General features: G+C 69.8%; 26 protein-coding genes and 2 pseudogenes. 12 read left to right on the top strand and 16 right to left on the bottom strand.

The window, feature by feature from the left end; all coding sequences use genetic code 11:
• Positions 1 to 22: 22 nt before the first annotated feature.
• Both eccD and mycP read left to right on the top strand, forming a co-directional pair.
• Entirely contained in the window at positions 23 to 1,387 is a 1,365-nt protein-coding gene (gene eccD, locus AWC19_RS17410) for a type VII secretion integral membrane protein EccD (RefSeq protein ID WP_245849070.1), read from the top strand.
• Positions 1,384 to 2,690 (top strand): annotated as a pseudogene (gene mycP, locus AWC19_RS17405) (type VII secretion-associated serine protease mycosin). Before eccD ends, mycP begins: the two are co-directional and overlap by 4 nt.
• Here mycP and eccB read toward each other — a convergent pair.
• Positions 2,658 to 4,058, bottom strand: a complete 1,401-nt coding sequence (gene eccB, locus AWC19_RS17400; RefSeq protein ID WP_085079363.1) for a type VII secretion protein EccB — start codon at positions 4,056 to 4,058, stop codon at positions 2,658 to 2,660. The pseudogene mycP and the gene eccB overlap by 33 nt on opposite strands.
• Positions 4,059 to 4,066: 8 nt before the next feature.
• Here eccB and AWC19_RS17395 point away from each other — a divergent pair, with 8 nt between their 5' ends.
• The gene (locus AWC19_RS17395) at positions 4,067 to 4,939 is read left to right on the top strand and encodes a cutinase family protein (RefSeq protein WP_085079300.1); all 873 of its coding nucleotides are present in this window, start codon (positions 4,067 to 4,069) and stop codon (positions 4,937 to 4,939) included.
• Positions 4,940 to 4,996: 57 nt separating this feature from the next.
• Positions 4,997 to 5,617, top strand: coding sequence for a cutinase family protein (locus AWC19_RS17390; RefSeq protein ID WP_085079362.1), 621 nt, complete (start codon positions 4,997 to 4,999; stop codon positions 5,615 to 5,617).
• A gap of 17 nt (positions 5,618 to 5,634) precedes the next feature.
• On the opposite strand, the gene truA is transcribed toward AWC19_RS17390, so the two are convergent.
• The 8 genes from truA to infA form a co-directional block, all read right to left on the bottom strand.
• Positions 5,635 to 6,498, bottom strand: coding sequence for a tRNA pseudouridine(38-40) synthase TruA (truA, locus tag AWC19_RS17385; protein WP_085079299.1), 864 nt, complete (start codon positions 6,496 to 6,498; stop codon positions 5,635 to 5,637).
• Complete coding sequence (rplQ, locus tag AWC19_RS17380; protein WP_085079298.1) at positions 6,476 to 7,051, bottom strand: 50S ribosomal protein L17; 576 nt, start codon at positions 7,049 to 7,051, stop codon at positions 6,476 to 6,478. Before rplQ ends, truA begins: the two co-directional genes overlap by 23 nt.
• A 28-nt stretch (positions 7,052 to 7,079) precedes the next feature.
• Complete coding sequence (locus AWC19_RS17375) at positions 7,080 to 8,123, bottom strand: DNA-directed RNA polymerase subunit alpha (RefSeq protein ID WP_085079297.1); 1,044 nt, start codon at positions 8,121 to 8,123, stop codon at positions 7,080 to 7,082.
• 74 nt (positions 8,124 to 8,197) lie between these two features.
• Positions 8,198 to 8,803, bottom strand: a complete 606-nt coding sequence (rpsD, locus tag AWC19_RS17370) for a 30S ribosomal protein S4 (RefSeq protein ID WP_085079296.1) — start codon at positions 8,801 to 8,803, stop codon at positions 8,198 to 8,200.
• A 9-nt stretch (positions 8,804 to 8,812) separates the two neighbouring features.
• Positions 8,813 to 9,235: a 30S ribosomal protein S11 gene (gene rpsK, locus AWC19_RS17365; RefSeq protein ID WP_085079295.1), complete on the bottom strand. Its 423-nt coding sequence runs from the start codon at positions 9,233 to 9,235 to the stop codon at positions 8,813 to 8,815.
• Between the two features lie 3 nt (positions 9,236 to 9,238).
• Positions 9,239 to 9,613: a 30S ribosomal protein S13 gene (rpsM, locus tag AWC19_RS17360; RefSeq protein ID WP_085079294.1), complete on the bottom strand. Its 375-nt coding sequence runs from the start codon at positions 9,611 to 9,613 to the stop codon at positions 9,239 to 9,241.
• A gap of 168 nt (positions 9,614 to 9,781) precedes the next feature.
• Positions 9,782 to 9,895, bottom strand: a complete 114-nt coding sequence (rpmJ, locus tag AWC19_RS17355; RefSeq protein ID WP_003879483.1) for a 50S ribosomal protein L36 — start codon at positions 9,893 to 9,895, stop codon at positions 9,782 to 9,784.
• A gap of 50 nt (positions 9,896 to 9,945) precedes the next feature.
• Complete coding sequence (gene infA, locus AWC19_RS17350) at positions 9,946 to 10,167, bottom strand: translation initiation factor IF-1 (RefSeq protein ID WP_003418601.1); 222 nt, start codon at positions 10,165 to 10,167, stop codon at positions 9,946 to 9,948.
• A 261-nt stretch (positions 10,168 to 10,428) separates the two neighbouring features.
• Here infA and AWC19_RS17345 point away from each other — a divergent pair, with 261 nt between their 5' ends.
• From AWC19_RS17345 to AWC19_RS31225, 7 genes are all read left to right on the top strand, one after another.
• Positions 10,429 to 12,108, top strand: coding sequence for an NAD(P)/FAD-dependent oxidoreductase (locus AWC19_RS17345; RefSeq protein WP_085079361.1), 1,680 nt, complete (start codon positions 10,429 to 10,431; stop codon positions 12,106 to 12,108).
• A 5-nt stretch (positions 12,109 to 12,113) separates the two neighbouring features.
• On the top strand, positions 12,114 to 13,595 hold the full coding sequence (locus AWC19_RS17340; RefSeq protein WP_085079293.1) for an ATP-binding protein: 1,482 nt from the start codon (positions 12,114 to 12,116) through the stop codon (positions 13,593 to 13,595).
• Between the two features lie 29 nt (positions 13,596 to 13,624).
• Entirely contained in the window at positions 13,625 to 14,470 is an 846-nt protein-coding gene (locus AWC19_RS17335) for an LLM class F420-dependent oxidoreductase (protein WP_085079292.1), read from the top strand.
• A gap of 29 nt (positions 14,471 to 14,499) precedes the next feature.
• Complete coding sequence (locus AWC19_RS17330) at positions 14,500 to 15,366, top strand: LLM class F420-dependent oxidoreductase (RefSeq protein ID WP_085079291.1); 867 nt, start codon at positions 14,500 to 14,502, stop codon at positions 15,364 to 15,366.
• Positions 15,367 to 15,393: 27 nt separating this feature from the next.
• Entirely contained in the window at positions 15,394 to 16,389 is a 996-nt protein-coding gene (rfbB, locus tag AWC19_RS17325; RefSeq protein WP_085079290.1) for a dTDP-glucose 4,6-dehydratase, read from the top strand.
• A 1-nt stretch (position 16,390) separates the two neighbouring features.
• Positions 16,391 to 16,999: a dTDP-4-dehydrorhamnose 3,5-epimerase gene (gene rfbC / locus AWC19_RS17320; protein WP_085079360.1), complete on the top strand. Its 609-nt coding sequence runs from the start codon at positions 16,391 to 16,393 to the stop codon at positions 16,997 to 16,999.
• Positions 17,000 to 17,162: 163 nt separating this feature from the next.
• Positions 17,163 to 18,623 carry a PecA family PE domain-processing aspartic protease gene (locus AWC19_RS31225; RefSeq protein WP_085079289.1) on the top strand — a complete coding sequence of 487 codons (1,461 nt, stop codon included), beginning with the start codon at positions 17,163 to 17,165 and terminating at the stop codon, positions 18,621 to 18,623.
• Here the strand turns inward: AWC19_RS31225 and AWC19_RS17310 are convergent.
• From AWC19_RS17310 to AWC19_RS31415, 7 genes and pseudogenes are all read right to left on the bottom strand, one after another.
• Positions 18,572 to 18,979: a hypothetical protein gene (locus AWC19_RS17310; RefSeq protein ID WP_085079288.1), complete on the bottom strand. Its 408-nt coding sequence runs from the start codon at positions 18,977 to 18,979 to the stop codon at positions 18,572 to 18,574. The genes AWC19_RS31225 and AWC19_RS17310 overlap by 52 nt on opposite strands.
• A complete protein-coding gene (locus AWC19_RS17305) occupies positions 18,976 to 19,908 on the bottom strand; it encodes a metallophosphoesterase family protein (RefSeq protein ID WP_085079287.1) in 933 nt (310 codons plus the stop codon). The genes AWC19_RS17310 and AWC19_RS17305 overlap by 4 nt, the downstream gene beginning before the upstream one ends.
• Positions 19,905 to 20,360, bottom strand: coding sequence for a cupredoxin domain-containing protein (locus AWC19_RS17300; RefSeq protein WP_169718124.1), 456 nt, complete (start codon positions 20,358 to 20,360; stop codon positions 19,905 to 19,907). Before AWC19_RS17300 ends, AWC19_RS17305 begins: the two co-directional genes overlap by 4 nt.
• A gap of 41 nt (positions 20,361 to 20,401) precedes the next feature.
• Positions 20,402 to 21,097: a Rieske (2Fe-2S) protein gene (locus AWC19_RS17295; RefSeq protein WP_085079286.1), complete on the bottom strand. Its 696-nt coding sequence runs from the start codon at positions 21,095 to 21,097 to the stop codon at positions 20,402 to 20,404.
• Complete coding sequence (locus tag AWC19_RS17290) at positions 21,094 to 21,645, bottom strand: RNA polymerase sigma factor (RefSeq protein ID WP_085079285.1); 552 nt, start codon at positions 21,643 to 21,645, stop codon at positions 21,094 to 21,096. Before AWC19_RS17290 ends, AWC19_RS17295 begins: the two co-directional genes overlap by 4 nt.
• A gap of 135 nt (positions 21,646 to 21,780) precedes the next feature.
• A pseudogene (locus tag AWC19_RS17285) lies at positions 21,781 to 22,089 on the bottom strand (NAD(P)/FAD-dependent oxidoreductase); the annotation flags it as partial.
• A gap of 12 nt (positions 22,090 to 22,101) precedes the next feature.
• Positions 22,102 to 22,350, bottom strand: coding sequence for a DUF7956 family protein (locus tag AWC19_RS31415; RefSeq protein WP_483869936.1), 249 nt, complete (start codon positions 22,348 to 22,350; stop codon positions 22,102 to 22,104).
• Positions 22,351 to 22,567: 217 nt separating this feature from the next.
• Here AWC19_RS31415 and AWC19_RS17275 point away from each other — a divergent pair, with 217 nt between their 5' ends.
• Positions 22,568 to 24,088: a CoA-acylating methylmalonate-semialdehyde dehydrogenase gene (locus tag AWC19_RS17275; RefSeq protein WP_085079284.1), complete on the top strand. Its 1,521-nt coding sequence runs from the start codon at positions 22,568 to 22,570 to the stop codon at positions 24,086 to 24,088.
• The last annotated feature ends 4 nt before the right edge of the window (positions 24,089 to 24,092 follow it).

Below are 24,092 nucleotides of genomic sequence, written 5' to 3'. Positions count from 1 at the left end.
AATCCGAGCGAGGGGGTCTCCGTTGCCTGCGTCCGAATCGGGGCTGCGCCGCGTGTCCGTTCATGCGGGCACCGCCGACGTCGATCTAGCCCTGCCCGCCGAGGTTCCCGTCGCAGTCCTGATCCCGTCGATCGTGGACTTCCTTGACGGTTCCGGTGATTGCGAGGCCAAGCGCTATCAGCTGTTCACACCGGGCGCGTGCGCGTTGGATTCGTCGAAGACCTTGGCGCAGAACGGCATTCGAGACGGTGACGTGCTGGTCTTGACCCATACGCCGACACCGCGACTCACCCCCCGCTGCGACGACGTGGCCGAGGCCGTAGCGAGCGCGCTTCGCGCGGGGCGGGCGCCCGGGCCCCGGCGGCGGTCGGCCCGTCTCGTCGGTGCCATGGCGGCGGGCTGCCTCACCGGCATCGGTGCCGTGGTCCTCATCCGAAACGAGATGAGGGCCAATGGCTTCGGCGAAGACGGCGCCGCGGCGGGCATCGCGGCGGCGGCCGGGGTCATCGCGCTGCTTGGCGCGGCGGTCGCACACAGGTCGTATCGCGACGCGATGGCCGCGCTTGCGCTGAGCGTCACCGGCATCGCGTTCTCGGCGGTCGCCGGCTTGCTGACGGTGCCCGGCGGTCCGGGTCTGCCCAACGCGTTGCTGGCCGCCGCCGCGGCGGCGGCCACGGCGGTGCTGGCGATCCGCGCGGTCGGCTGCGGTGTCGTCGCGCTGACGGCGATCGCGTGTGCGGCTACGCTCGCTGCGCTCGCCGCGCTGGGAGGGGTGCTGACCGGCGCCCCGGTGGCCGCTGTCGGGTCGGTGCTGACACTGACGTCGCTCGGCCTGATCGGGTGGGCGCCGCGCATCTCCCTCCTGCTGGCCGGGTTGTCGCCGCGGCTCACACCGCCACTCGATCATGAGCCCGCTGATGACTTGGCGGACAAGGCGTTTCGCGCCGAGGGCTGGCTCACCGGCTTGGTTTCCGCGGCCTCGTCGGCGGCCGCCCTCGGCGCCGTCGTCACCGTGCTAGCGGGCGCCCCGCGGCCGAGCTGCCTGGCTTTCGGCGGCCTCGCCGGCGCGCTGCTGCTGGCGCGCGCCCGGTCGCAGGGTCAAGCACGCGCACTGGTGTGCGCCATCGGCGGGACGACCGTCGTCGCCGCGACGTTCGCGGTCGCGGCCTCGGCCACGGACGGGCGCGGGGCATGGATAACCGCGGCGACGGCGTCGCTGGCCGCCGCGGCGATTCACCTGGGCTTCGTCGCCCCGGCGGTAGCGCTCCCGCCGGCGCTGCGGCGCGGCGCCGAGATCCTGGAATGGCTGGCGCTGGCGGCGGTGGTGCCCCTGGCGGCCTGGGCGTCCGGGCTGTACTCCGCCGTCCGCGGGTTGAGCCTGACGTGATCGCCACCCGCCTGGTGCGCCTGCTGGCGGCGGCGGCGCTCGCCGCGCTGGTTGTCCCGGGATCGCCCTGGGCGCAGGCGGTTTCGCCGCCGCAGATCGACGACACGTTGTTGCCGAAGCCGGCTCTCCCGGCGCCGCCGTGGCCGACGGTGCAGCGCGAGGTGTGTGCGACGATCCCGGCCGGCTCCACAACGGGCCGTGGCCAGCTCGCGGGCCTCGACGACCTTCCGCGGGTCTGGCAGCTGACGCGCGGTGCGGGACAACGGATCGCGGTCATCGACACCGGGGTCTCACGCCAGCGCCGGCTGCCCGACGTGGTGGCCGGCGGCGATTACGTGGCCGGCGGCGACGGCACCCAGGACTGCGACGCCCACGGCACCCTGGTCGCCGCGATCATCGCCGCCAGACCGGATTCGGCTGCCGACGGGTTCGGCGGGGTGGCGCCCGAGGCCACGTTGATCAGCATCCGCCAGTCCAGCGCGAAGTTCGCTCCCGCCGGCGCGCGGTCCCGCGCCGGGGTCGGAGACGTCGACACCATGGCCAAGGCCATCAGGACGGCGGCCGACCTCGGCGCATCGGTGATCAACGTTTCGTCGGTGGCTTGCGTTCCGGTCGCGTCGGCGCCCGACGACCGAGCGCTGGGTGCCGCCCTGGCCTACGCGGTGGACGTCAAGAATGCCGTGATCGTGGCCGCGGCGGGCAACACCGGTGGGGCCGCCCAGTGTCCGCCCCAACGGCCGGACGCGACCTGGCAGACCGTATCGGTGGTGGCCAGCCCGGCCTGGTACGACGACTACGTGCTCACGGTCGGCTCGGTCAGCGCCGACGGGACGCCGTCGGCGTTCACGCTTGCCGGGCCGTGGGTGGACGTCGCGGCGCTCGGCGAGGCGGTGACTCCGCTCGGCTCGGAACCGGTGTCCGGCACCAGCTACGCCGCCCCGCTGGTCAGTGGCGTGGCCGCGCTGATCCGGGCCCGGTTTCCGGCGTTGACCGCGCGGCAGGTGATGCAGCGCATCGAGTCGACCGCGCACCACCCGCCCGCCGGGTGGGATCCGCTTGTGGGCAGCGGCACGATCGATGCCCTGGCGGCGATCAGCACCGACGCCGGTGCGCCGCCGGACACCCCCACAACGACACCGCGCCGCCGATCGCCACGCCGCCCCCGCCGGGGCCGCCACATCTCGGCGCACGGGCCACGGCGCTGCGCGGCACGGCCATCTGCCTGCTCGCGCTGACAGCGGTGCTCGCGGCCGGCGCGGCCGCGCCGCGGTTACGGCCCCGCAACCGCGTCGTGGGCGGCTGAGGCGCTTTGCCTGGCCAGCTCCGGCCCGGACGGCAACGCGGCCAACACCGGCCACGGCGCGGCGGCCGGGGCCGAGAGCCCGAGGTCACGTTCCGCCTCGTCGTCGTGAATCGCGAACCGCACCCCGGTGTCGATGACGAGGTATCGCGCGCCGCCCCGGCCCTCCCCGCGCACGTAGGCGCTCCGGCCGGGTGGCAAATACACCGCGTCCAGCGCGGGACCGCGGCCGTCGGCTCGCGCCAGGCCCACCGGCGCTCGTCCGGACGGCACCGGCACGCCGGTCCCGTGCAGGAACGCGAGGTCGGGATGCCCCGTCGGCACCGGCCGCCACCCGACGCACACCGTGCCGGCACCGTCGGTCAGGGTGGGCGCCCGGTCCGGGTAACCGGCCACCGGCAGGGTGTCGACGACTCCGGCGGCCCGGATCACGTCCGGGGCCACCGCGACCGCATCGGTGGTGCCCTGTGAGTTGCGGAAGCGCAGCAGGTCCGCCGCCACCTGCCCGATGCGCTGGACGCCCGAGGCCAGCACGGCGTAATACTGCTCACCGCCGCCGCGCCCGATGCGCAGCACAGCGCCGACGGCGAACCCCGGCAGCCCGGCCGCCGGGCCGCCGGCGCCCGGGATGCGCGGGACGCTGATCGCGGGCGCCTCGGGCACCGCGTTCAGCAACGACCGCGAGACGAGCCGCGGGCTGCGGCCCTCCAGCCTGAGCGCCCGCAGCACCGCGGCGTCGGCGAGGTCCACCACCGCTCGCTGGCCGTTGTAGAGCAGGTATGCCGGCGAACCAGCGGGGGGTGCGACCAGCATGGCCTGGTCGGCCGCCACGCGCGCGAACGCCGGCACGTCGGCGGGCCCGACGACGACCGTCGTGGCGCCGGTGGCGTCGGTGTCGCAGATCGTCCACGCGGACTGGTCAGGCGGCAGCGGCTTGCCGAGCAGCTGCGGGGCGCCCGGAATGCCCAGCAGCGGACCGCGTTTGGTGCGGCTCAAATCGGACTCACGCACCGGTCGCGGGCTGTCGGCCGCCCCGACGATCAACCGCGCCGAGGCCAGGTTCAGTGCCGGGTGCCAGATATCGCCCACGCGCACGTACAGCGCGCCGGACGGCTGGACCATCGCGATCCGGGTGTGCTCGAGGTCCGCGCGGGGCCGCAGCAAACCCAGCACCGCGCACCCGGCCACGGCGACGGCCGCCAGGACACAGCCGGCCGTGAGCGACGCCGAGTGCGCGCGCAGTGGTTCGTCGACCGTGTTGATGTCGCGGTCCAGCAACGCGCATTCCAGGCGGCGCAGCAGAAATCTGCGACCGCCGGCGGGCAGCCGGCCGGTCGGCGAGTTTTCTCCGCCGCGCTGGTTGCCGGTAATATTTCGGCGTGTCTTCCCACCGCATCGTCCGCTGGGTAGGCCCCGGGGTTTCTGCACTGGTCAGCGCCGCGGGCCTGCTGTTCGCGCCGTCTATCGCGTCCATCGCGTCCATGGCCCCGGTTGCCGCCGCCGATGACTGCCCGAACGTCGAGGTCATCTTCGCCCGCGGCACCAACGAGCCCCCCGGCATGGGCCGCGTCGGCGACGCCTTCGTCGACGCGCTGCGCCAGCAGACCCCGGGACTGACCTACGACACCTACGGGGTGAACTACGCCGCCAGCAAGCTGCAGCTGCACGGCGGTGACGGCGCCAACGACACCATCAACCGCGTCAAGCAGGCGGTCGCCAAGTGCCCGAACACCCAGATCGTGCTGGGCGGCTACTCGCAGGGCGCCTCGGTGATGGACATCGTGGCCGGCGTCCCGATCGGCGGCATCAACTGGGGCAACTCGCTGCCGCCCGAATACGCCAAGAACATCACCGCCGTCGCCACCTTCGGCGACGTGGCCGACCGCGCCGGCGGCACGCTGCCCACCCGGAGCGCGCTGCTCGGGTCCAAGGCGATCGACCTGTGCAACCCCACCGACCCGATCTGCCACGCCGGGCCGGGCAACGAGTGGAGCGGTCACACCGAGGGCTACGTGCCCGCCTACACCGACCAGGCGGCGGCGTTCGTGGCGTCGCGGCTGCTGGCGGGCGCGGGCCAGCAGGTGCCCGGCTCGGGGCCCCAATACGGGCCCCAGTACGGGCCCCAGTACGGGCCGCAGACGCCGGGGTACGGCCCGCAGACGCCGGGATCGGGCCCGTCGGTGCCCGCGCCGAACGACCCGAACACGCCGGTCGCCCCCAACGCCCCGATCCCGCAAGCACCGCTTGTCTGAATCGTTACCGACGCTTGACAATTGCGCCCGTAACATCGTTGTGTGAGGCTCATCCGCCTGGTGCTGGCCGCCGCATTTTTTGCGGCGGTCGTCTTTTGGTTGGCCCCGCAATGGTTGCCGCGGGCGGCGGCGGCCTGCCCCGACGTCGAGGTGGTGTTCGCCCGCGGCACCGACGAGCCGCCCGGTGTCGGAAAGGTGGGCCAGGCCTTCATCAGCTCGCTGCGCGCAAAGACCCGCAAAAGCGTTGGCGCGTACGGGGTTAACTACCCGGCGAACAAGGACTTCTTGGCCGCCGCCGACGGCGCGAACGACGCCAGCAACCACGTGCAACAGATGGCCAACAACTGCCCGAACACCAAGGTGGTGCTCGGCGGCTACTCCCAGGGCGCCGCCGTCGTCGACATCGTCACCGCCGCACCGGTTTCCGCGCTCGGCTTTCGCCAGCCGCTGCCCGCCGGGGCCGCCGACCACGTCGCGGCCGTCGCCCTGTTCGGCAATCCGTCCGCGCGCGCCGGCGGGCTGATGAGCGCGCTAACCCCAAACTTCGACGGCAAGACCATCGACCTGTGCAACCCCGGCGACCCGATCTGCTCGAACGGCAACCAGTGGAAGGCGCACTTAGGCTACGTGCCCGGCCTGACGAACCAGGCCGCCGGTTTCGTCGCCGCCAAGGTCTAGCGTCGCCGCGATCGCCACTAGTCCCGCGTGCGCAGGTCCCTGGTGATCAGCGTGCGCGCGGCCAGCTGGTCGTCGGGCGGGTAGTCCACGCCGATCAGCGTCAGGCCGTGCGCCGGCGCGGCGGCGAAGTCGCTGGATCTGTCCGTGGCCGAAAGCAACTCGCGGCACCACGAGGCCGGGCGCCGGTGCTCGCCGACGGCCAGCAGCGCCCCGACCAGCGAGCGGACCATCGACCAGCAGAACGCGTCGGCGCTGACGTGCGCGGTGATCAGATCGCCCTCGCGCGACCAGTCGAACCGCTGCAGGTCGCGGATGGTGGTGGCGCCCTCGCGCTGGCGGCAGAACGCCGCAAAGTCGTGCAGCCCCAACAAGTCTCGAGACGCGGCGGCCATCGCGTCGACGTCCAGCACCCGCGGCCACGCGGTGACGTAGCGCGCCAGCTGCGGCTGCACGCCGTAGGGGGCCGTCGACAGCCGGTAGCTGTAGTGGCGGCGCAGCGCCGAGAACCGCGCGTCGAAACCCGCAGGGGCGCGGGCGATTTCGAGCACCCGGACGTCGGGGGGCAGGAATCGGCCCAGGCGGCGCACCAGCGGCAGGAACTCGGGTTCACCCGCCCGCGGCGCGCGCGGGTAGGCGTTGGGCAGGGCGTCGCCCGGCACGTCGACATGGGCCACCTGGCCGGTGGCGTGCACGCCGGCATCGGTGCGCCCGGCCGCGCGCGGCCGCACCGGGGTGCGGAAGACCGTCGTCAGCGCCTCACCGAGGACGCCGGCGACGGTCCGCTGCCCGGCCTGGTCCGCCCAGCCCGCGAAATCCGTTCCGTCGTAAGCGACGTCGAGCCGCAGCCGGACGGTCTCGTTAACTCTCGTCAGCCTCGTCAGCCGCGTCGGCCTCGGCCTCGGCCCTGGCCTTGATGGCCTTGTCGTGCTCCTCCTCGGCCTTGGCCTCGGCGTCGGTAGCCGGTTCCGGAGCCTCCTCGACCGCCGGCTGCGGCGCCGCCGCTTGCACCTCGGGGGCCTCGGGGGCGGCCTTCTTCGACGCCTTGACCCGGCGCGCCCGGTCGGCCTCCGAGGTCACCGTCTTCTCCCGCACCAGCTCGATCACGGCCATCGGGGCGTTGTCGCCCTTGCGCGCCTCGACCTTGATGATGCGGGTGTAGCCGCCGTTGCGGTCGGCGAAGAACGGCCCGATCTCCTCGAACAGGGCGTGCACCACGTCCTTGTCGCGGATCTTCTTGAGAACCTCTCGACGGTTGTGCAGCGTGCCCTTCTTGGCGTGCGTGATCAGCTTTTCCGCGTACGGACGCAGCGCACGGGCCTTCGGCTCGGTCGTCTTGATCCGGCCGTGCTCGAACAGCGAGGTGGCCAGGTTGGCCAGCAGGGCCTTCTGGTGCGACGACCCGCCGAGGCGAGGGCCCTTGGTGGGCTTGGGCATTGCTGACGCTCCTTAGTGTCGAGAAAGTTTAGAGCTGTTCGGTTTCCGCGTAGTCCTGGTCGTCGTAGGCGGCCTCGGTGGACCAGGTGCCGGTGGCGACGTCGTAGCCGGCGACCTCCGACGGGTCGAACGTGGGCGGGCTGTCCTTGAGCGACAGGCCCAGCTGGTGCAGCTTGACCTTCACCTCGTCGATGGACTTCTGGCCGAAGTTGCGGATGTCCAGCAGGTCGGACTCGGTGCGGCTGACCAGTTCCCCGACGGTGTGCACGCCCTCGCGCTTGAGGCAGTTGTAGGACCGCACGGTCAGGTCCAGGTCGTCGATCGGCAGGGCGAACGACGCGATGTGGTCGGCCTCGGCCGGCGACGGCCCGATCTCGATGCCCTCGGCCTCGACGTTGAGTTCGCGTGCCAGGCCGAACAATTCGACCAGCGTCTTGCCCGCCGACGCCAGCGCGTCGCGCGGCGTGATCGAGCTCTTGGTCTCGACGTCCAGGATCAGCTTGTCGAAGTCGGTGCGCTGCTCGACACGGGTGGCGTCCACCTTGTAGGTGACCTTGAGCACCGGCGAGTAGATGGAATCGACTGGGATGCGGCCGATTTCGGCGCCCGACGCCCGGTTCTGCACGGCCGGGACGTAGCCGCGGCCCCGCTCGACGACGAGCTCGACCTCGAGCTTGCCCTTGTCGTTCAGCGTCGCGATGTGCATGGACGGGTTGTGCACGGTGACGCCGGCCGGCGGCACGATGTCGCCCGCGGTGACCTCACCCGGTCCCTGCTTGCGCAGGTACATGGTGACCGGCTCGTCCTCCTCGGACGAAACCACCAGGCCCTTGAGGTTCAAGATGATGTCGGTGACGTCTTCCTTGACGCCGGGCACGGTGGTGAACTCGTGCAGCACGCCGTCGATGCGGATGCTGGTGACGGCCGCGCCGGGAATCGACGACAGCAGCGTGCGCCGCAGCGAATTGCCCAGGGTGTAACCGAATCCGGGCTCGAGCGGCTCGATGACGAACTGGGACCGGTTGTCGGTGAGGACTTCCTCCGACAGCGTGGGTCGCTGAGAGATCAGCATGGGTTTCTTCTCCTTCTCGGCACCCGCTATTTGATGCCGTTTTAAGGTTTCGAGCCGGGTGGCTCGAAAGTTCTTTACTTCGAGTAGTACTCGACGATGAGCTGCTCGGTGAGCGGCACGTCGATCTGCGCGCGATCGGGCAGCTGGTGGACCAGGATGCGCTGCCGCTCCCCCACCACCTGCAGCCAGCTCGGGATCGGGCGGTCGCCCGCGGTCTCCCGCGCGATCTGGAACGGCACGGTGTTCAGCGAGTTCTCCCGCACGTCGATGATGTCGTACTGCGACACCCGGTAGCTGGGGACGTCGACGCGCACGCCGTTGACCGTGAAGTGGCCGTGGCTGACGAGCTGGCGGGCCATCCGGCGGGTCCGCGCCAGGCCGGCGCGGTAGATCACGTTGTCCAGCCGGCTTTCCAGGATCCGCAGCAGCTCCTCACCCGTCTTGCCGGGCTGCCGCACGGCCTCTTCGTAGTAGCGGCGGAACTGCTTTTCCATCACGCCGTAGGTGAAGCGGGCCTTCTGCTTCTCCTGCAGCTGCAGCAGGTATTCGCTTTCCTTGATCCGCGCGCGGCCGTGCTGGCCGGGCGGGTAGGGACGCTTCTCGAACGCCTGGTCGCCGCCGACGAGGTCGGTGCGCAGCCGGCGCGACTTGCGGGTGACGGGTCCGGTGTAACGAGCCATGACTTTCTCCTAGACTCTTCTGCGCTTCGGCGGACGGCATCCGTTGTGCGGCTGCGGGGTGACGTCGGCGATCGCGCCCACCTCGAGTCCGGCGGCCTGCAGCGAGCGGATCGCGGTCTCCCGACCCGAGCCCGGGCCCTTGACGAACACGTCGACCTTCTTCACGCCGTGCTCCTGGGCCTTGCGGGCGGCGTTCTCCGCGGCCAGCTGGGCGGCGAACGGCGTCGACTTGCGCGAGCCCTTGAAGCCGACGTGCCCCGACGACGCCCACGCGATGACGTTGCCCTGCGGGTCGGTGATCGTCACGATCGTGTTGTTGAACGTGCTCTTGATGTGCGCGGCGCCGTGCGGGATGTTCTTCTTTTCCCGCTTGCGGGTCTTGTGCTGGCCCTTCTTGGGCGCCGCAGCACCACTTGCCTTCTTCGGTGGCATCGATTACCTGGCCTTCTTCTTGCCTGCGATGGTGCGCTTGGGGCCCTTGCGGGTGCGCGCATTGGTCTTGGTTCGCTGGCCGCGCACCGGCAGGCCACGGCGGTGCCGCAGGCCCTGGTAGCAGCCGATCTCGATCTTGCGGCGGATGTCGGCCTGCACCTCGCGGCGCAGGTCACCCTCCACCTTGAGGTTGGCCTCGATGTAGTCACGCAGGTGGGTGAGCTGGTCGTCGGTCAGGTCCCTGGTGCGCAGGTCCTTGTCGATGCCGGTGGCCGCCAGAATCTCGTTCGAGCGGGTGCGGCCGATGCCGAAGATGTAGGTCAGCGCGACCTCCATCCGCTTGTCGCGCGGCAGATCGACGCCTACTAGTCGTGCCATAGGTGGCGCTTCCTCTTATCTCTGCGGAGGTCTGATCCCAGCCCGTTCCCCTCCAAACGTCGAAGTGGGGCCCGGCCTCCGTCCGGGCGTGGATGAGCCGGCCCATCTCTTCTAGATGCCAGCCGCTCACTGGTGCTGGGAGGTCTGCATTCAGTTGTTATTAGGGGACTAGCCCTGGCGCTGCTTGTGGCGCGGATCGGAGCAGATCACCATGACCCGCCCGTGCCGACGGATCACCCTGCACTTGTCACAGATTGGCTTGACGCTGGGGTTCACCTTCACGGCTGTTCGATCCTGTTCTGCTACTCGTCGGTGGTCGGTTCGGGCTGGGGTTACTTGTACCGGTACACGATGCGGCCCCGGGACAGGTCGTAGGGAGACAGCTCCACCACCACCCGGTCCTCGGGCAGGATGCGGATGTAGTGCTGCCGCATCTTGCCGCTGATGTGGGCGAGCACCTTGTGACCGTTCTCCAGCTCAATGCGGAACATCGCATTGGGCAGGGGCTCGACCACGCGGCCCTCGACCTCGATGGCACCGTCCTTCTTGGCCATACTCTTCTTCGAATCCTCGTCATTCGTTTCGTTCGCGTCAGCGCCCGGTTCGGCGCGGCGTTCACCCCGACTTAAAACGTGAGCCGGTGACGGGAAATTCCGCGATTTCCGGGAGACTGGGCACGCAAAAAGTCGGCGCGGATTCCGCACCGTTGGTCCACGATACCCGGTCATCGGCCCTGGCCAAAATCGCCGAGGGAGGAATCCGGGGCCCCTTCCCAACCTCCCGTGGGGCCGCTGACAAGCGCATACTTGACGCTGATGACCACACCCGCCGGCGGCGACACCACCCAGCCACGCAAACCCGTGATCCTGACCGTCGACGACGATCCCGCCGTCTCCCGCGCGGTGGCGCGCGACCTGCGCCGCCACTACGGCGAGGAGCACCGGATCGTGCGGGCCGAATCGGCCGGCGAGGCCCTCGACACCCTCAAGCAGCTCAAACTGCGCGGCGAGACGGTCGCGACGCTCATCGCCGACTACCGGATGCCCCAGATGACGGGCATCGAGTTCCTCGAACAGGCGATGGACCTGTACCCGACGGCGCGCCGCGTGCTGCTCACCGCCTACGCCGACACGCACGCCGCCATCGACGCCATCAACGTCGTCGACCTTGACCACTACCTGCTCAAGCCGTGGGACCCACCGGAAGAAAAGCTCTACCCCGTCATCGACGCGCTGCTGGACGCCTGGAAGCGCACGCCCGAACACGCCATCCCGCACACCAAGGTGATCGGGCACCGCTGGTCGGCGCGGTCCTGGCAGGTCCGCGACTTTTTGGCCCGCAACGGGCTCTACTACACCTGGTTCATGGCCGACGAACCCGAGGGCGAGCGGCTGCTGGCGGCCGCCGGCGAGGACGGGCTGCGGCTGCCGGTCGTCGTCACCGAGCGCGGCGACCCCCTGGTCGACCCGAGCGACGCCGAACTGGCCGCCACGCTGGGCCTGACCACCGCCCCGTCGCAGGAGTTCTACGACCTGGTCGTCATCGGCGGCGGGCCGGCGGGCCTGGCCGCGGCGGTCTACGGGGCCTCCGAGGGCCTGCGCACCGTGCTGATCGAGCGCACCGCGACCGGCGGCCAGGCCGGCCAGAGCTCGCGGATCGAGAACTACCTGGGTTTCCCCGACGGGGTCTCGGGCAGCCAGCTGGCCCAGCGGGCGCGCAAGCAGGCCGAGAAGTTCGGCGCCGAACTCATCACCGCCCGCACCGCCACCGCGCTGGAGGTCAACGGGTGCGCGCGCACCGTGCGGTTCTCCGACGGCGGCTCCATCGACGCGCACGCCGTCATCGTCGCCACCGGGGTCGCCTACCGCCAGCTGCCCGCGACCGGGTGCGACGAGCTCGTCGGCCGCGGCGTCTACTACGGGGCGGCCACCTCCATCGCGTCGGAGTGCACCGGCGAGGAGGTGTACGTGATCGGCGGGGCCAACTCCGCCGGGCAGGCCGCGATGCACCTGTCCCGCGAGGCCAAAGCGGTGACGATCGTGGTGCGCGCCCCCTCGCTGACCGCGTCGATGTCGCACTACCTGATCCAGCAGATCGAGCAGAACCCCAAGATCAGCGTGCGCACCTGCACCGAGGTGCAGTGCGCCACCGGGACCGATCACCTGGAGAAGCTGACCCTGGTCGACAACCGCACCGGCGACACCGAGGAGGTCGCCTGCGCCCGGATGTTCGTCTTCATCGGCGCCGTCCCGCGCACCGAGTGGCTGGACGGGGTGCTGGCCCGCGACGACCACGGCTTCATCCTGGCCGGCCCCGACCTGCGCAACGTGTGCGGCTGGACCCTGGACCGCCCGCCGCACCACCTGGAGACCAGCGTGCCCGGGGTGTTCGTCGCCGGCGACGTGCGTTCCGCGTCCGCCAAGCGGGTCGCGGCCGCCGTCGGCGAAGGGTCGATGGCCGTGATGCTGGTGCACCGCTACCTGGCGAAGGCCTGACGCCCGTGACCGCCCCGGTGCCGTGCCGGCCCGACGAGCTGCGCACCCTGTTTTTGTTCGAGGCGCTCACCGACCGGCAACTCGAGATGCTGTGCGCCAGCGGGCACGTCGAGCAGTACGAGCCCGGCCCGATCTGCGTCGAGGGCGAGCCGGCGACGTGCCTGTACGTCCTGATCGAGGGCGAGCTGGTGATGTCGAAGCTCTCGGGCGGCCAGGACATCGAGACGAACCGCACCTCACAGCGCGGGGTGTACTGCGGCGCCTGGCGCGCCTTCACCGGCCAGCCGCAGCATCAGAGCTACGACGCGACCGTCTATGTCACGAAGCCGTCGCGGTTCTTCGTGCTCGACGCGCCCGCGTTCGCGCGCTTTATGAAGGATCAGTTCCCGATGGCCGTGCACCTGCTCGACGGCATGGCGGTCGGGCTCGAGCGCACCCGCCGGATCATCGCCAACCGGGAGAAGCTGCTGGCGCTGGGCCAGCTGTCCGCCGGGTTGACCCATCAGCTGAACAACCCCGCGGCGGCCACCGTCCGCGCCGCGGCCGAGCTGCGGCAGCGGGTCGCCGGCATGCGCCAGAAGCTCGCGATGCTCGCCGACGGGACCGTCACGCCCGAGGCGCTGCGGGCGCTGGTGCGGCTGCAGGAAGAGCTCGCGGTCCAGGTGGCCAAGGCGCCGTCGGCGAACATGAGCGCGATCGAGACGGCCGACTTGGAGGACGCCGTCGGCGGATGGCTGGAGGACCACGGCGTCGAGGACGGGTGGGACATCGCGCCGACCTTCGTCGAAGGGGGCGTCGACACCGACTGGCTGGAACGCATCGCCGCGGCGACCGAGGATCTCGGCTCGGCGACGTCGCTGGAGAAGGCCATCCGCTGGCTGAGCTACACCGTCGAGGGCGAGCTGCTGCTGAACCAGATCTTGGAGGCGAGCAAACGGATCTCGGCGCTGGTCGCCGACGCCAAGCAGTATTCGCAGCTGGACCGGGCCCCGTTCCAGGTCGCCGACGTCCACGAACTGCTGCGCAGCACGCTCACGATGTTCGCCGATCGCCTGGGCCCGAACGCACGAGGGGGCGCCGCCATCCAGGTGGTCAAGGAACTCGACAAGTCCCTTCCCCAAATCCCTTGTTACCCAGGCGATCTCAACCAGGTGTTCACGAACATCATCGACAATGCGATCGCCGCGATGCGCGACGAAGGCGGCACCCTGACCATCCGCACCCGCCGAGAAGGCGAGAAGATGGCCCGCATCGAGATCTGCGACACCGGCCCCGGCGTGCCCGACGAGGTTCGCGAGCGGATCTTCGAGCCGTTCTTCACCACCAAGCCGGTCGGGGAAGGCACCGGCCTCGGCCTGGATCTGGCCTGGAACATCGTCGTCAAGAAGCACCGCGGGGACCTGCGGGTGCAATCCGTTCCCGGCGACACGCGGTTCATCGTGCTGCTCCCGCTCGAGGTCCCGGCCGCCGCTGACAGCACGGAATAGGGGCCCGGTTCCGCGGGTTGACAACGACCATGACCGATGCAGCCAAACCCAACCTCGGCCGGTTCGGATCGTTCGGACGCGGCGTGACCCCCCAGCAGGCCAAAGAGATCGAGTCCCTGGGCTACGGGGCCGTCTGGGTGGGCGGCTCGCCGCCCGCGGAGCTGGCGTGGGTCGAGCCCATCCTCGAGGCGACGACGACGCTGCAGGTGGCGACCGGGATCGTCAACATCTGGACCGCGGCCGCCAAGCCGGTCGCCGAGTCCTTCCACCGCATCGACAACGCCTACCCCGGGCGCTTCCTGCTGGGCATCGGCGTCGGGCACCCCGAAGCCCACGCCGAGTACCGTAAGCCCTACGACGCGCTCGTGGAGTACCTGAAACAGCTCGACGAGTACGGCGTGCCCGCCCACCGGCGCGTGGTGGCGGCGCTGGGCCCGCGGGTGCTGAAGCTGTCCGCGGAGCGGGCCGCCGGCGCGCACCCCTACCTGACCACCCCGGAGCACACCGCGCGGGCGCGCGAGCTGATCGGCCCGTCGGCGTTTTTGGCGCCCGAGCACAAGGCGGTGCTGACCACCGATCCCGAGCAGGCCCGCGCGGTCGGCCGCAGGGCGCTCGACATCTACTTCAACCTGGCCAACTACCGCAACAACTGGAAGCGGCTGGGCTTTTCCGACGACGAGGTCACCCGGCCGGGCAGCGACCGCCTGGTCGACTCCGTCGTCGCCTACGGCACCCCGGACCAAATCGCGGCGCGGCTCAAGGAGCACCTCGACGCCGGCGCCGACCACGTCCCCGTGCAGGTCCTCACCAGAGATGAAAACCTTGTCTCGGCGCTGGCCGAATTGGCCGGGCCGCTCGGGCTGACCCAGCCCTGAGCCGACACGCGTCTTCGAGGGGGATCCAGATGACCGCCGCAGCCGGCCTGAAACCGGACCTGGGCCGCTTCGGCGTATTCCTCGCCACCCGCTCGATCACACCGGAGCTGGCCACGCGGATCGAATCGCTCGGATACGGCGCGGTCTGGGTCGGCGGTTCGCCGGACGCGGACCTGGCGTGGGTCGACCCGGCCCTCGAACAGACCACGTCGCTGCAGCTGGCCACGGGGATCGTCAACATCTGGTCCGCGCCGGCGCCGACGGTCGCCGAGTCCTACGAGCGCATCGAAAACGCTTTCCCCGGACGGTTTTTGCTCGGCATCGGGACCGGCCACCCCGAGCACACCCAGGAGTACGTCAAGCCCTACGACGCGCTGGTGGCCTACCTGGACGCGCTCGACGCGGCGATGGTGCCGACCAGCCGCCGGGTGCTAGCGGCGCTGGGCCCGCGGGTGTTGCGGCTGGCGGCGCAGCGCAGCGCCGGCGCCCACCCGTACCTGACGACGCCCGAGCACACCGCCAAGGCCCGCGAGCAGCTGGGCGGGTCGGTGTTTTTGGCACCGGAACACAAGGCGGTGCTGAGCACCGACACCGGACAGGCCCGCTCGATCGGCCGCCGGACCGTCGACCGTTACCTGAGCCTGGGCAACTACGTGAACAACTGGCTGCGGCTGGGCTTCACCCAGGACGACGTCGCCAAGCCCGGCAGCGACCGGCTGATCGACGCCGTGGTGGCCTACGGCACCCCCGGGGCCGTCGCCGACCGCCTCAACGAGCATTGCGAAGCCGGCGCCGACCACGTGGCGATCCAGGTGCTGGGCAGCGCGAACGACGACGAGTTGGTGAGCGCGCTGGGCGAGCTGGCCGGGCCATTAGGGCTAACTCCCCCAAGCTGACGACCGCGCTCGGCTAGGGTTTGGGCCATGCGATTGCTGGTCACCGGCGGCGCCGGTTTCATCGGCGCTAACTTCGTGCACAGCACGGTGCGCGAGCACCCCGATGATGCCGTGACGGTGCTCGACGCGTTCACCTATGCCGGGCGGCGCGAGTCGCTTGCCGACGTCGAAGACGCCATCAGGCTGGTGGAGGGCGACATCACCGACGCGCCGCTGGTCGACACCCTGGTCGCCGAGGCCGACGCGGTCGTGCATTTCGCCGCCGAAAGCCACGTGGACAACGCCCTGGACGACCCCGAGCCGTTCCTGCACACCAACGTGATCGGCACGTACACCATCCTGGAGGCGGTCCGGCGCTACGGTGTGCGGCTGCACCACATCTCCACCGACGAGGTCTACGGCGACCTGGAGCTCGACGACCCGCAGCGGTTCACCGAGTCGACGCCCTACAACCCGTCGAGCCCCTACTCGGGGACCAAGGCCAGCGCCGACATGCTGGTCCGCGCTTGGGTGCGGTCCTACGGCGTGCGCGCCACGATCTCCAACTGCTCCAACAACTACGGGCCGTATCAGCACATCGAGAAGTTCATTCCGCGCCAGATCACCAACGTGCTCACCGGCCGGCGACCCAAGCTGTACGGCCGCGGCGCCAACGTCCGCGACTGGATTCACGTCGAGGACCACAACAGCGCGGTCCGGTTGATCCTCGAAAAAGGCCGCATCGGCCAGACCTATTTGATCGGCGCCCAGGGTGAGCGCGACAACCTCAGCGTGCTGCGCACCCTGCTGAAGATGATGGGCCGCGACCCCGACGATTTCGACCGGGTCCCCGACCGCGCGGGCCACGACCTGCGCTACGCCATCGACCCGTCGCTGCTGTGCAACGAATTGTCCTGGGCGCCAAAGCACACCGACTTCGAAGAGGGGTTGCGGTCCACCATCGACTGGTATTGCGCCAACGAATCATGGTGGCGGCCGTTGAAGGACGCGGCCGAGGCCCGTTACGCCGAACGTGGGCGGTGAGATGGAGGTTCGCGAGCTGAAGGTCCCCGGCGCCTGGGAGATCACCCCGAAGATCCACGGCGATTCGCGCGGCTTGTTTTTCGAGTGGCTCACCGACCGCGGGTTCACCGGGTTCGCCGGCCATCGGCTGGACGTGCGCCAGGCCAACTGCTCGGTCTCGGCGGCCGGCGTGCTGCGCGGTATCCACTTCGCGCAGCTGCCCCCCAGCCAGGCCAAATACGTGACCTGCGTTTCCGGCGCGGTCTTCGACGTGGTCGTCGACATCCGGGTCGGCTCACCGACTTTCGGCCAGTGGGACTCGGTTTTGCTCGACGACTCGCAGCGCAAAACGATCTACATCTCCGAGGGCCTCGGTCACGGTTTCCTTGCGCTGCAAGACAATTCCACGGTGATGTACCTGTGCTCGGCGGAATACAACCCGCAGCGCGAGCACACGATCTGCGCGACGGATCCCGCGTTGGCCATCGACTGGCCGCTGGTCGGCGGCGCCGCACCCAGCCTGTCCGACCGTGACGCCGCCGCACCGAGCCTCGCCGAGGTGCGCGCCTCGGGCCTGCTGCCCAGCTGGGAAGAGGCGCAGCGCTTCGTCGGCGATATGCGTCAAACGTGAGTTGATCCTTTGGTCCCGGTGACTCGCCCAAACAAGGCACCGGTTTTGCATTTGCCGCGAATGCGTCTTGAAAACGTGCAATTCCATTTTTGCCGATCGCTACTATCCGATTTGTCGCGATCGGGATGCGACGTCGTTATCGGGGCTACGCCTGGGGGCTCGTATGTCGTTTGTGATCGCGATTCCGGAATCGGTGACCGAAGCGGCAACAAATTTAAAGAGCGTTGCCTCGGCGATCACCGCGGCGCACGCGGCGGCAGCGGGCCCCACGACGGGGGTGCTGGCCGCCGCCGGTGACGAGGTTTCGGCGGCGATCGCGGCGCTCTTTTCCCAGCACGCCTCGAATTATCAGACGCTGGGCGCCCAGGCCGCCGCGTTCCACACCCAGTTGGTGCGGGCCCTCGACGCCAGCGCCGGCGCCTATGCCGCCACCGAGGCCGCCAACGCGAACCCGCTGCAAACCCTCCAGCAGGGCATCCTCGAGCTGATCAATGCCCCGACCAACTCGGTGCTGGGGCGTCCGCTCATCGGCAACGGCGCCAACGGCACCACCAATGCGCACGGGGTGGGGACGGCCGGTGGGCCGGGTGGGCTTTTGTACGGCAACGGCGGAAACGGCGGAAACAGCACCGCCGTCGGGGCGCGCGGGGGCGCCGGCGGACCCGCGGGGTTGATCGGCAACGGCGGAAACGGCGGCACCGGTGGCCCCGCGGCACTCGGCGGCGCCGGCGGCCGCGGCGGCCTGTTGGCCGGCGCGGCGGGGGCCCCGGGCGCTCCCGGCCTGGCCACCGTCCCGATCACGCTGTCGAACAACGACATCATGGCGAACATCTCGGTGGGCGGCGGACCGACGGTGTCCGCCATCGTCGACACCGGATCCCGCGGTCTCATCCTGCCGTCCCAAGACGTCAACCTGGCGACGCTCGGCGCGCCCCTCAAGACCGGGCTGACCATCACCTACGGCGAACCCGGGAATACGTTGACCGAGACCTACAACACTTACCGGGCGACGGTGAACTTCGGGAACGGAATCGTCACCCAGCCCACCACCATTGGCGTGGTTACGTCCGCAACCCAAACCGTCGACTTCATCTTCACAAATCCGTATCCGACGTCGAACCTCCCGGCCGTCTTGGGCGTCGGGGTCAATCCCGGGGGCGGACCGCTCAGCAGCAGTCCCGTGACGGCTTTGCCGGGCACTTTCGGTCAGGGCGTGCTGATCGACGAGCCCGCGGGCGTCATGCAATTCGGCACCAACCCGCTGACGCCCATCGCCTCCGTCACCGGAGCGCCGTCGGCGACGTTGGACGTGCGTTTCAACAACGGCGCTTTGCATTCGACTTCGGGTGCATTCATCGATTCGGGGGGCCTGCAAGGATCCGTGCCGGACAACATCGGCGCCCAGAATTCCAACGGATACCTGCCGTCGGGCACCAAGGTGTCCGTCTACACCCCCGACGGAAAGACGTTGCTGTACACCACGACGGTCGGTGCAAACCAGATTCCAATCGTGCCCAGCCTCCTCGGGGGCAACTTCAACACCGGAATCGCTCCCTTCCTGCAACATCCGATCTACCTCTCGTACAGCCCGAGCGGCACCGGGACCACCGTTTTCGACGCCTGAGCCGACGCGACGACGGCGACCGCCCACAGCACCACCGTCAACGCTTCGGTGGCGACGCTGATCGCCGCGAAGGGTGACGGGTCCCATCCGGTCTCGGAGAAGCCGAACAGCCCGACGGTCCGCGACAGCACGAACGCCGCCAGGGAGCCGCCCGCCGTCGCGGCCGCGGCCCAGTCCAGCCACCGCGGACCACCGCCGATGATCAGCACCGCCAACGCGAGCGACACGCTGACCTGGATCAGGAACGCCTGCCCGATCATCGGAATGTGTCGGTAGCCGTGGACATAAAGGTAGGCGTGGCTGGCCGCGCTCACGGCGAGGGCGAGGGCCAGGGCGAGCCGAAGAACGAATCTCATTGCAGCTTAATCTCCTTCAGCGCCAGCGCGGTCTGCCCTTTGGTGTAGCCGACCTCGCGCACGCCCAGGGCGTCACCGAGCTTTCCGGCCGGCAGCGTGACCGGCTTGGGCGCGGGACCGTCGCCGGGCTGCGGTAACGGATAGGCGGTCGTCGTTCCGCTGTAGAAGTGGACGTTGCCCTCGGTCTTGGAAAACAGTTGGTGCACATGCCCGTTGAGGCAGGTGACCGACGAGAAGCGGCTCAAATAGCTCAGCGCCTGGGTGGCGTCGTCGGTACCCCAACCCCAGTCCGGGTACATCGCGAACAGCGGGATGTGGCTGAACACGACGATCGGGGTGTCACTCGACAAACCCGCGACGTCTTTTCGCACGAAGTCCAGCTGGTCGCTGCCCAGGTGCCCGAGCTTTTTGAGGTTCAAGGTGTTCACCAGCGCGATCACGTGCACGCCGGCGATGTCGAAGCTGTACCACCCGTCGCCGCGGGTGCCCGCGCCGAAGGCGCTGCGGTACTTTTGCCCCGCGTCGTCGACCGAGTCGTGTTCGCCCGGCACCGTGAAGACGTGCGGGGTGTTCAGCTGGGTCATCATCTGCTTGACCTGGTCGAACTGTTCCGGGGTCGACAGGTGGGTGAGGTCGCCGGTGTGGATGACGAAATCCGGTGTGTAGCCGAGGTTGTTGACGCGATCGATGGCGTGGTTGAAGGTGTCGGCGACGTTGGGGTTGGCTGCGCCGGTGAACCCGATGTGGCTGTCGCTGACCTGGGCGAACCGCAGGGCGGGCCGGGTCGCGGCATGGGCGGCCGTAGCCGAACCGGCGACGTGGGAGATCACCTCGCCGCCGGCCACGGCGATGCCGACGGCCGCCCCGAACCACGCGGTGTGGCGGATGAGCTGGCGGCGGTTCATGGTGCGCGGGTCGTGTTCGGTCATGGGGTCACCACCACGGTGCCGTGCATGGACGGGTGGATCGAGCAGACGTAGTCGAACTTCCCCGCGGTCGCAAAGGTGTGGGAATACGTTGCCCCGGTGCCCATCCCGGGCGAGTGGAACGATCCGTCGGTGGCGGCCACCGTGTGTGGCTCTTCGTCGCGGTTGGTCCAGGTGACGGTGCCGCCGGCGCGGACCGTCAGCGTCGCGGGGGCGAAGGCGAAGTTGTCGATGGTGACCGCGTCGCCGGCGGCCGCAACGGGCGCGTCGGTCGCCGAGGTGGGACCCGCCGGCGCACCGGACATTCCGGGCATCGCCGGCATCGTCACCGACTGCGGCGGCTGCGGTGCCGCCTGCCGCGAGCTCGAGCATCCGGCCAGCAACAGCGCGGCGGCGGCAATTGCGGCAACCGAGGCAACCGAGCCCAGGTGTTTTTCGCGAAGCATGGTGGTCATGCCAAGAGATAGGGCGGTGGGTTACACCGCGTGAAAGGCCTCTAGGCCGGTTGGTCGCGGCGCGGCGGGGCCAACACCTCGATGACCCCGTTGACCTCGCGGACCATCAGCGCGGGCAAGGGTTTCGGCGCGATCGGCAGTTGATGGGTGCGCACCTGCCCGGTCGGCGAGAACGACGTCGTGTGGCACGGGCAGCGCAGCGTGTCGGCCGGCGCGTCGAACCACAGCCGGCAGCCCTGGTGGGTGCAGACCCCCGACACGGCCTCGACCTTGCCGTCGGCCCGGCGGACGAAGCCGGTGACCGACCCCAGGTCGAATGGATGCATCGCGCCGTCGGGCACGTCCGAGCTGGCCGCGACGCGCTGCCAGCTTCCGTCGTTGGGCGTGAGCTCTCCGGCCACCGCGGGGTTTTCGGCGGGGACGCCGACCACCGCCCGGTCGACGGTGACCGCGGCGGCCGCGGCGACCGCGGCGGCCGACGTGCCGACGATGACCTGGCGGCGCGTCGTGTTCGGCTTCGCCGGCGCGTCGGGCGGCGCGCCGGTCATCTGCTCGGCGAGCCGGCGGTGCAGGTCGGTGAGGAACTCCTGGCTCGGCGCGTCGCCATCCTGGCGGGCGGCCCGCAGCTCGATCGCCGTGCGGATCTGCGCCGCCTCGAAGTCGTCGGGCGCAAACGGCCTGGGGCGGCGGCCCCGCAGCAAGTCATCGACGTAGCGGCGCAGTCCTCGCGCGTTCATGAGTGGCCTCCATCGTTGACCTGTGCCGCCAGCCGCAGGGCGCGGTGTTGCAGCACTTTGGCGTTCGCGACGCTGATCCCCAGCTGGGTGGCGGCCTCCTTGATCGAATCTCCTTGCAGGAAACGCATTTCCAGAATCCGGCGATACCGGTCCGGCAGGCTGTCGAGAACCTTCGCGACGCGCTGGGGCGCGGTGCTGATCGCCTCCTCGCTGCCGGGCGGTTCTTCGATGTCGTCGATCGAGGTTATCTCCCGGCCCATCGTCTCGCGCCAGTGCGCGGCCAACACCGTGCGCGCGGTGGCCCGCAGGTAGGCGCGGACCTCGCCCACGCTCGCGGACAGGCGCAGCGGCCGCAGCGCGGCGAGGAAGACCTCGGCTGTGAGGTCCTCGGCGTCGGCCCGGTTGCCGACGCGCGCGAACAGCGTGCGGTACAACCAGGCCGCGTTGTCGAAGTACACGGCCTCCCAGTCGGGATAGCCGTCGTGCTGGCCACTGTCGGGCACCGCGCGCAGCGGGCGCGGGCCGACGGGCTCTTGGTGTGCGGCCACGTGCCTCCTTCACCGATCAATATCGGCCGGGGTTACACGCGGTCTCGCGCGCCATCAGCTCGTCCAGCTTGGCGGCGCCGGCCGACAGCGCCGAGCGGGCCATGCCCAGGATCCGGTCCAGCACCCGCGGTTTTTGGGCCGATGCCGGGGCGAGCAGGCCCGCATGTGGGTGGCGTCGACGAGGCGACGCGTCACGGCGACCGCGCACTGGGTCCCGGCGAGCGTCACAAACCGGCCGTCGCCGCGGTATTCGCTCATCGGAAAGTAGGAGACCCGCCCCGTCGGCAAAAGCTTTTGCCGCATGACGTGGTCGTAGTACGCGCACACCTCGCGGCGTTCGACCACCACCACGCGGGCGTCCGTTTCGGATGCCAGCGTGTCGATGAACGCCATGCCCATGGCGCCCGCGCCGACAACCAGGTAGTCGGCCTCGACGGTGCGCATACCGGGTAAAGGCTAGCCTTTCGGCCTCGGTATGTACGGCGGAAATCCCTCCGTGGTCCACCCCACCGGCTGATTCCGCCACGCTTGCGGCAACTCCGGCAGCGTGAAATCGCTCTGATCAACCGAACACCCAACGGTGCGGCCGATATCCAGCGCCACGTCGGCCGATTTGCTCAGCTCGATCCCGGTGCCCATCGGCATGATGTGAATGACGCAGTCGCCCGCCACGGCTCGCACCGCGCCCTCATACGCGGCTCGCAGCGTTGGTACGACGATCCGGTCAGCCGCCACAGGTGGCCGGACGCTTTCGGCCAGCAACGTTTCGCGGGCGCGTGCCGCGTCGACGCCAAGACCCTCTTCTGACACGCAGAAACGCTGAACAGCGCGGTGAAGCGCGACGAGTCACCCACCTTGCCACGCGGGCCCCAAGTTACTAGGATATGCAAGTATTCGCGCGTAGCCGACATTCGAGGACACCATGACCACTCAGATCCCGCACTTCATCGATGGGAAGCGCACCGCCGGCCAGTCCACCCGCACCGCCGACGTCTTCAACCCCAGCACCGGGCAGGTGCAGGCGCAGGTCGTCATGGCCGGCCAGGCCGACGTCGACGCCGCGGTGGCCTCCGCGGTCGAGGCCCAAAAGGGTTGGGCCGCTTGGAATCCGCAGCGCCGGGCCCGCGTGATGATGCGGTTCATCGAGCTGGTCAACAAACACAGCGACGAACTCGCCGAGCTGTTGTCCCTCGAGCACGGCAAGACGGTCGCCGACTCGCGCGGCGACATCCAGCGCGGCATCGAGGTGATCGAGTTCTGCATCGGCATCCCGCACCTGCTCAAGGGCGAGTACAGCGAGGGCGCCGGTCCGGGCATCGACGTCTACTCGCTGCGCCAGCCGCTGGGCGTGGTCGCGGGCATCACCCCGTTCAACTTCCCCGCGATGATCCCGCTGTGGAAGGCCGGGCCCGCCATCGCCTGCGGAAACGCCTTCGTGCTCAAGCCTTCTGAGCGTGACCCGTCGGTGCCGGTGCGCCTGGCCGAGCTGTTCTTGGAGGCCGGCCTGCCGCCGGGCGTCTTCCAGGTGGTGCAGGGCGACAAGGAGGCCGTCGACGCCATCCTGCACCACCGGGACATCCAGGCGGTCGGCTTCGTCGGCAGTTCCGACATCGCCCAGTACATCTACGCGACGGCCGCGGCGAACGGCAAGCGGTCGCAGTGCTTCGGCGGCGCCAAGAACCACATGATCGTCATGCCCGACGCCGACCTCGACCAGGCCGTCGACGCGCTGATCGGCGCCGGCTACGGCAGCGCCGGGGAGCGCTGCATGGCGATCAGCGTCGCGGTGCCCGTGGGCGAACAGACCGCGGAACGGTTGCGCGCCAGGCTGATCGAACGGATCAACAACCTGCGCGTCGGGCACAGTCTGGACCCCAAGGCCGACTACGGGCCGCTGGTCACCGAGGCCGCCGTGGCGCGGGTCCGCGACTACATCGGCCAGGGCGTGGACGCGGGCGCCGAGATCGTCATCGACGGCCGCGAACGGACCAGCGACGACCTCACGTTCGGTGACGCCAACCTCGAGGGCGGGTTCTTCATCGGCCCCACCCTGTTCGACCGCGTCACCCCCGACATGTCGATCTACACCGACGAGATTTTCGGCCCGGTGCTGTGCATGGTGCGCGCGCACGACTACGAGGAGGCCCTGCGGCTGCCCTCGGAGCACGAGTACGGCAACGGCGTGGCGGTCTTCACCCGCGACGGCGACACCGCCCGCGACTTCGTGTCCCGGGTGCAGGTGGGCATGGTCGGCGTCAACGTGCCGATCCCGGTTCCGGTGGCCTACCACACCTTCGGCGGCTGGAAGCGCTCCGGCTTCGGCGACCTCAACCAGCACGGCCCCTCGTCGATCATCTTCTACACCAAGACCAAGACGGTGACGTCGCGGTGGCCGTCGGGCATCAAAGACGGTGCCGAATTCGTCATCCCGACAATGAATTAAATGC

The organism is Mycobacterium palustre, assembly GCF_002101785.1.
Lineage (GTDB): Bacteria > Actinomycetota > Actinomycetes > Mycobacteriales > Mycobacteriaceae > Mycobacterium > Mycobacterium palustre.
The sequence above is the reverse complement of the archived record's forward strand: the minus strand, read 5'-3'. Positions and strand labels throughout refer to the sequence as shown.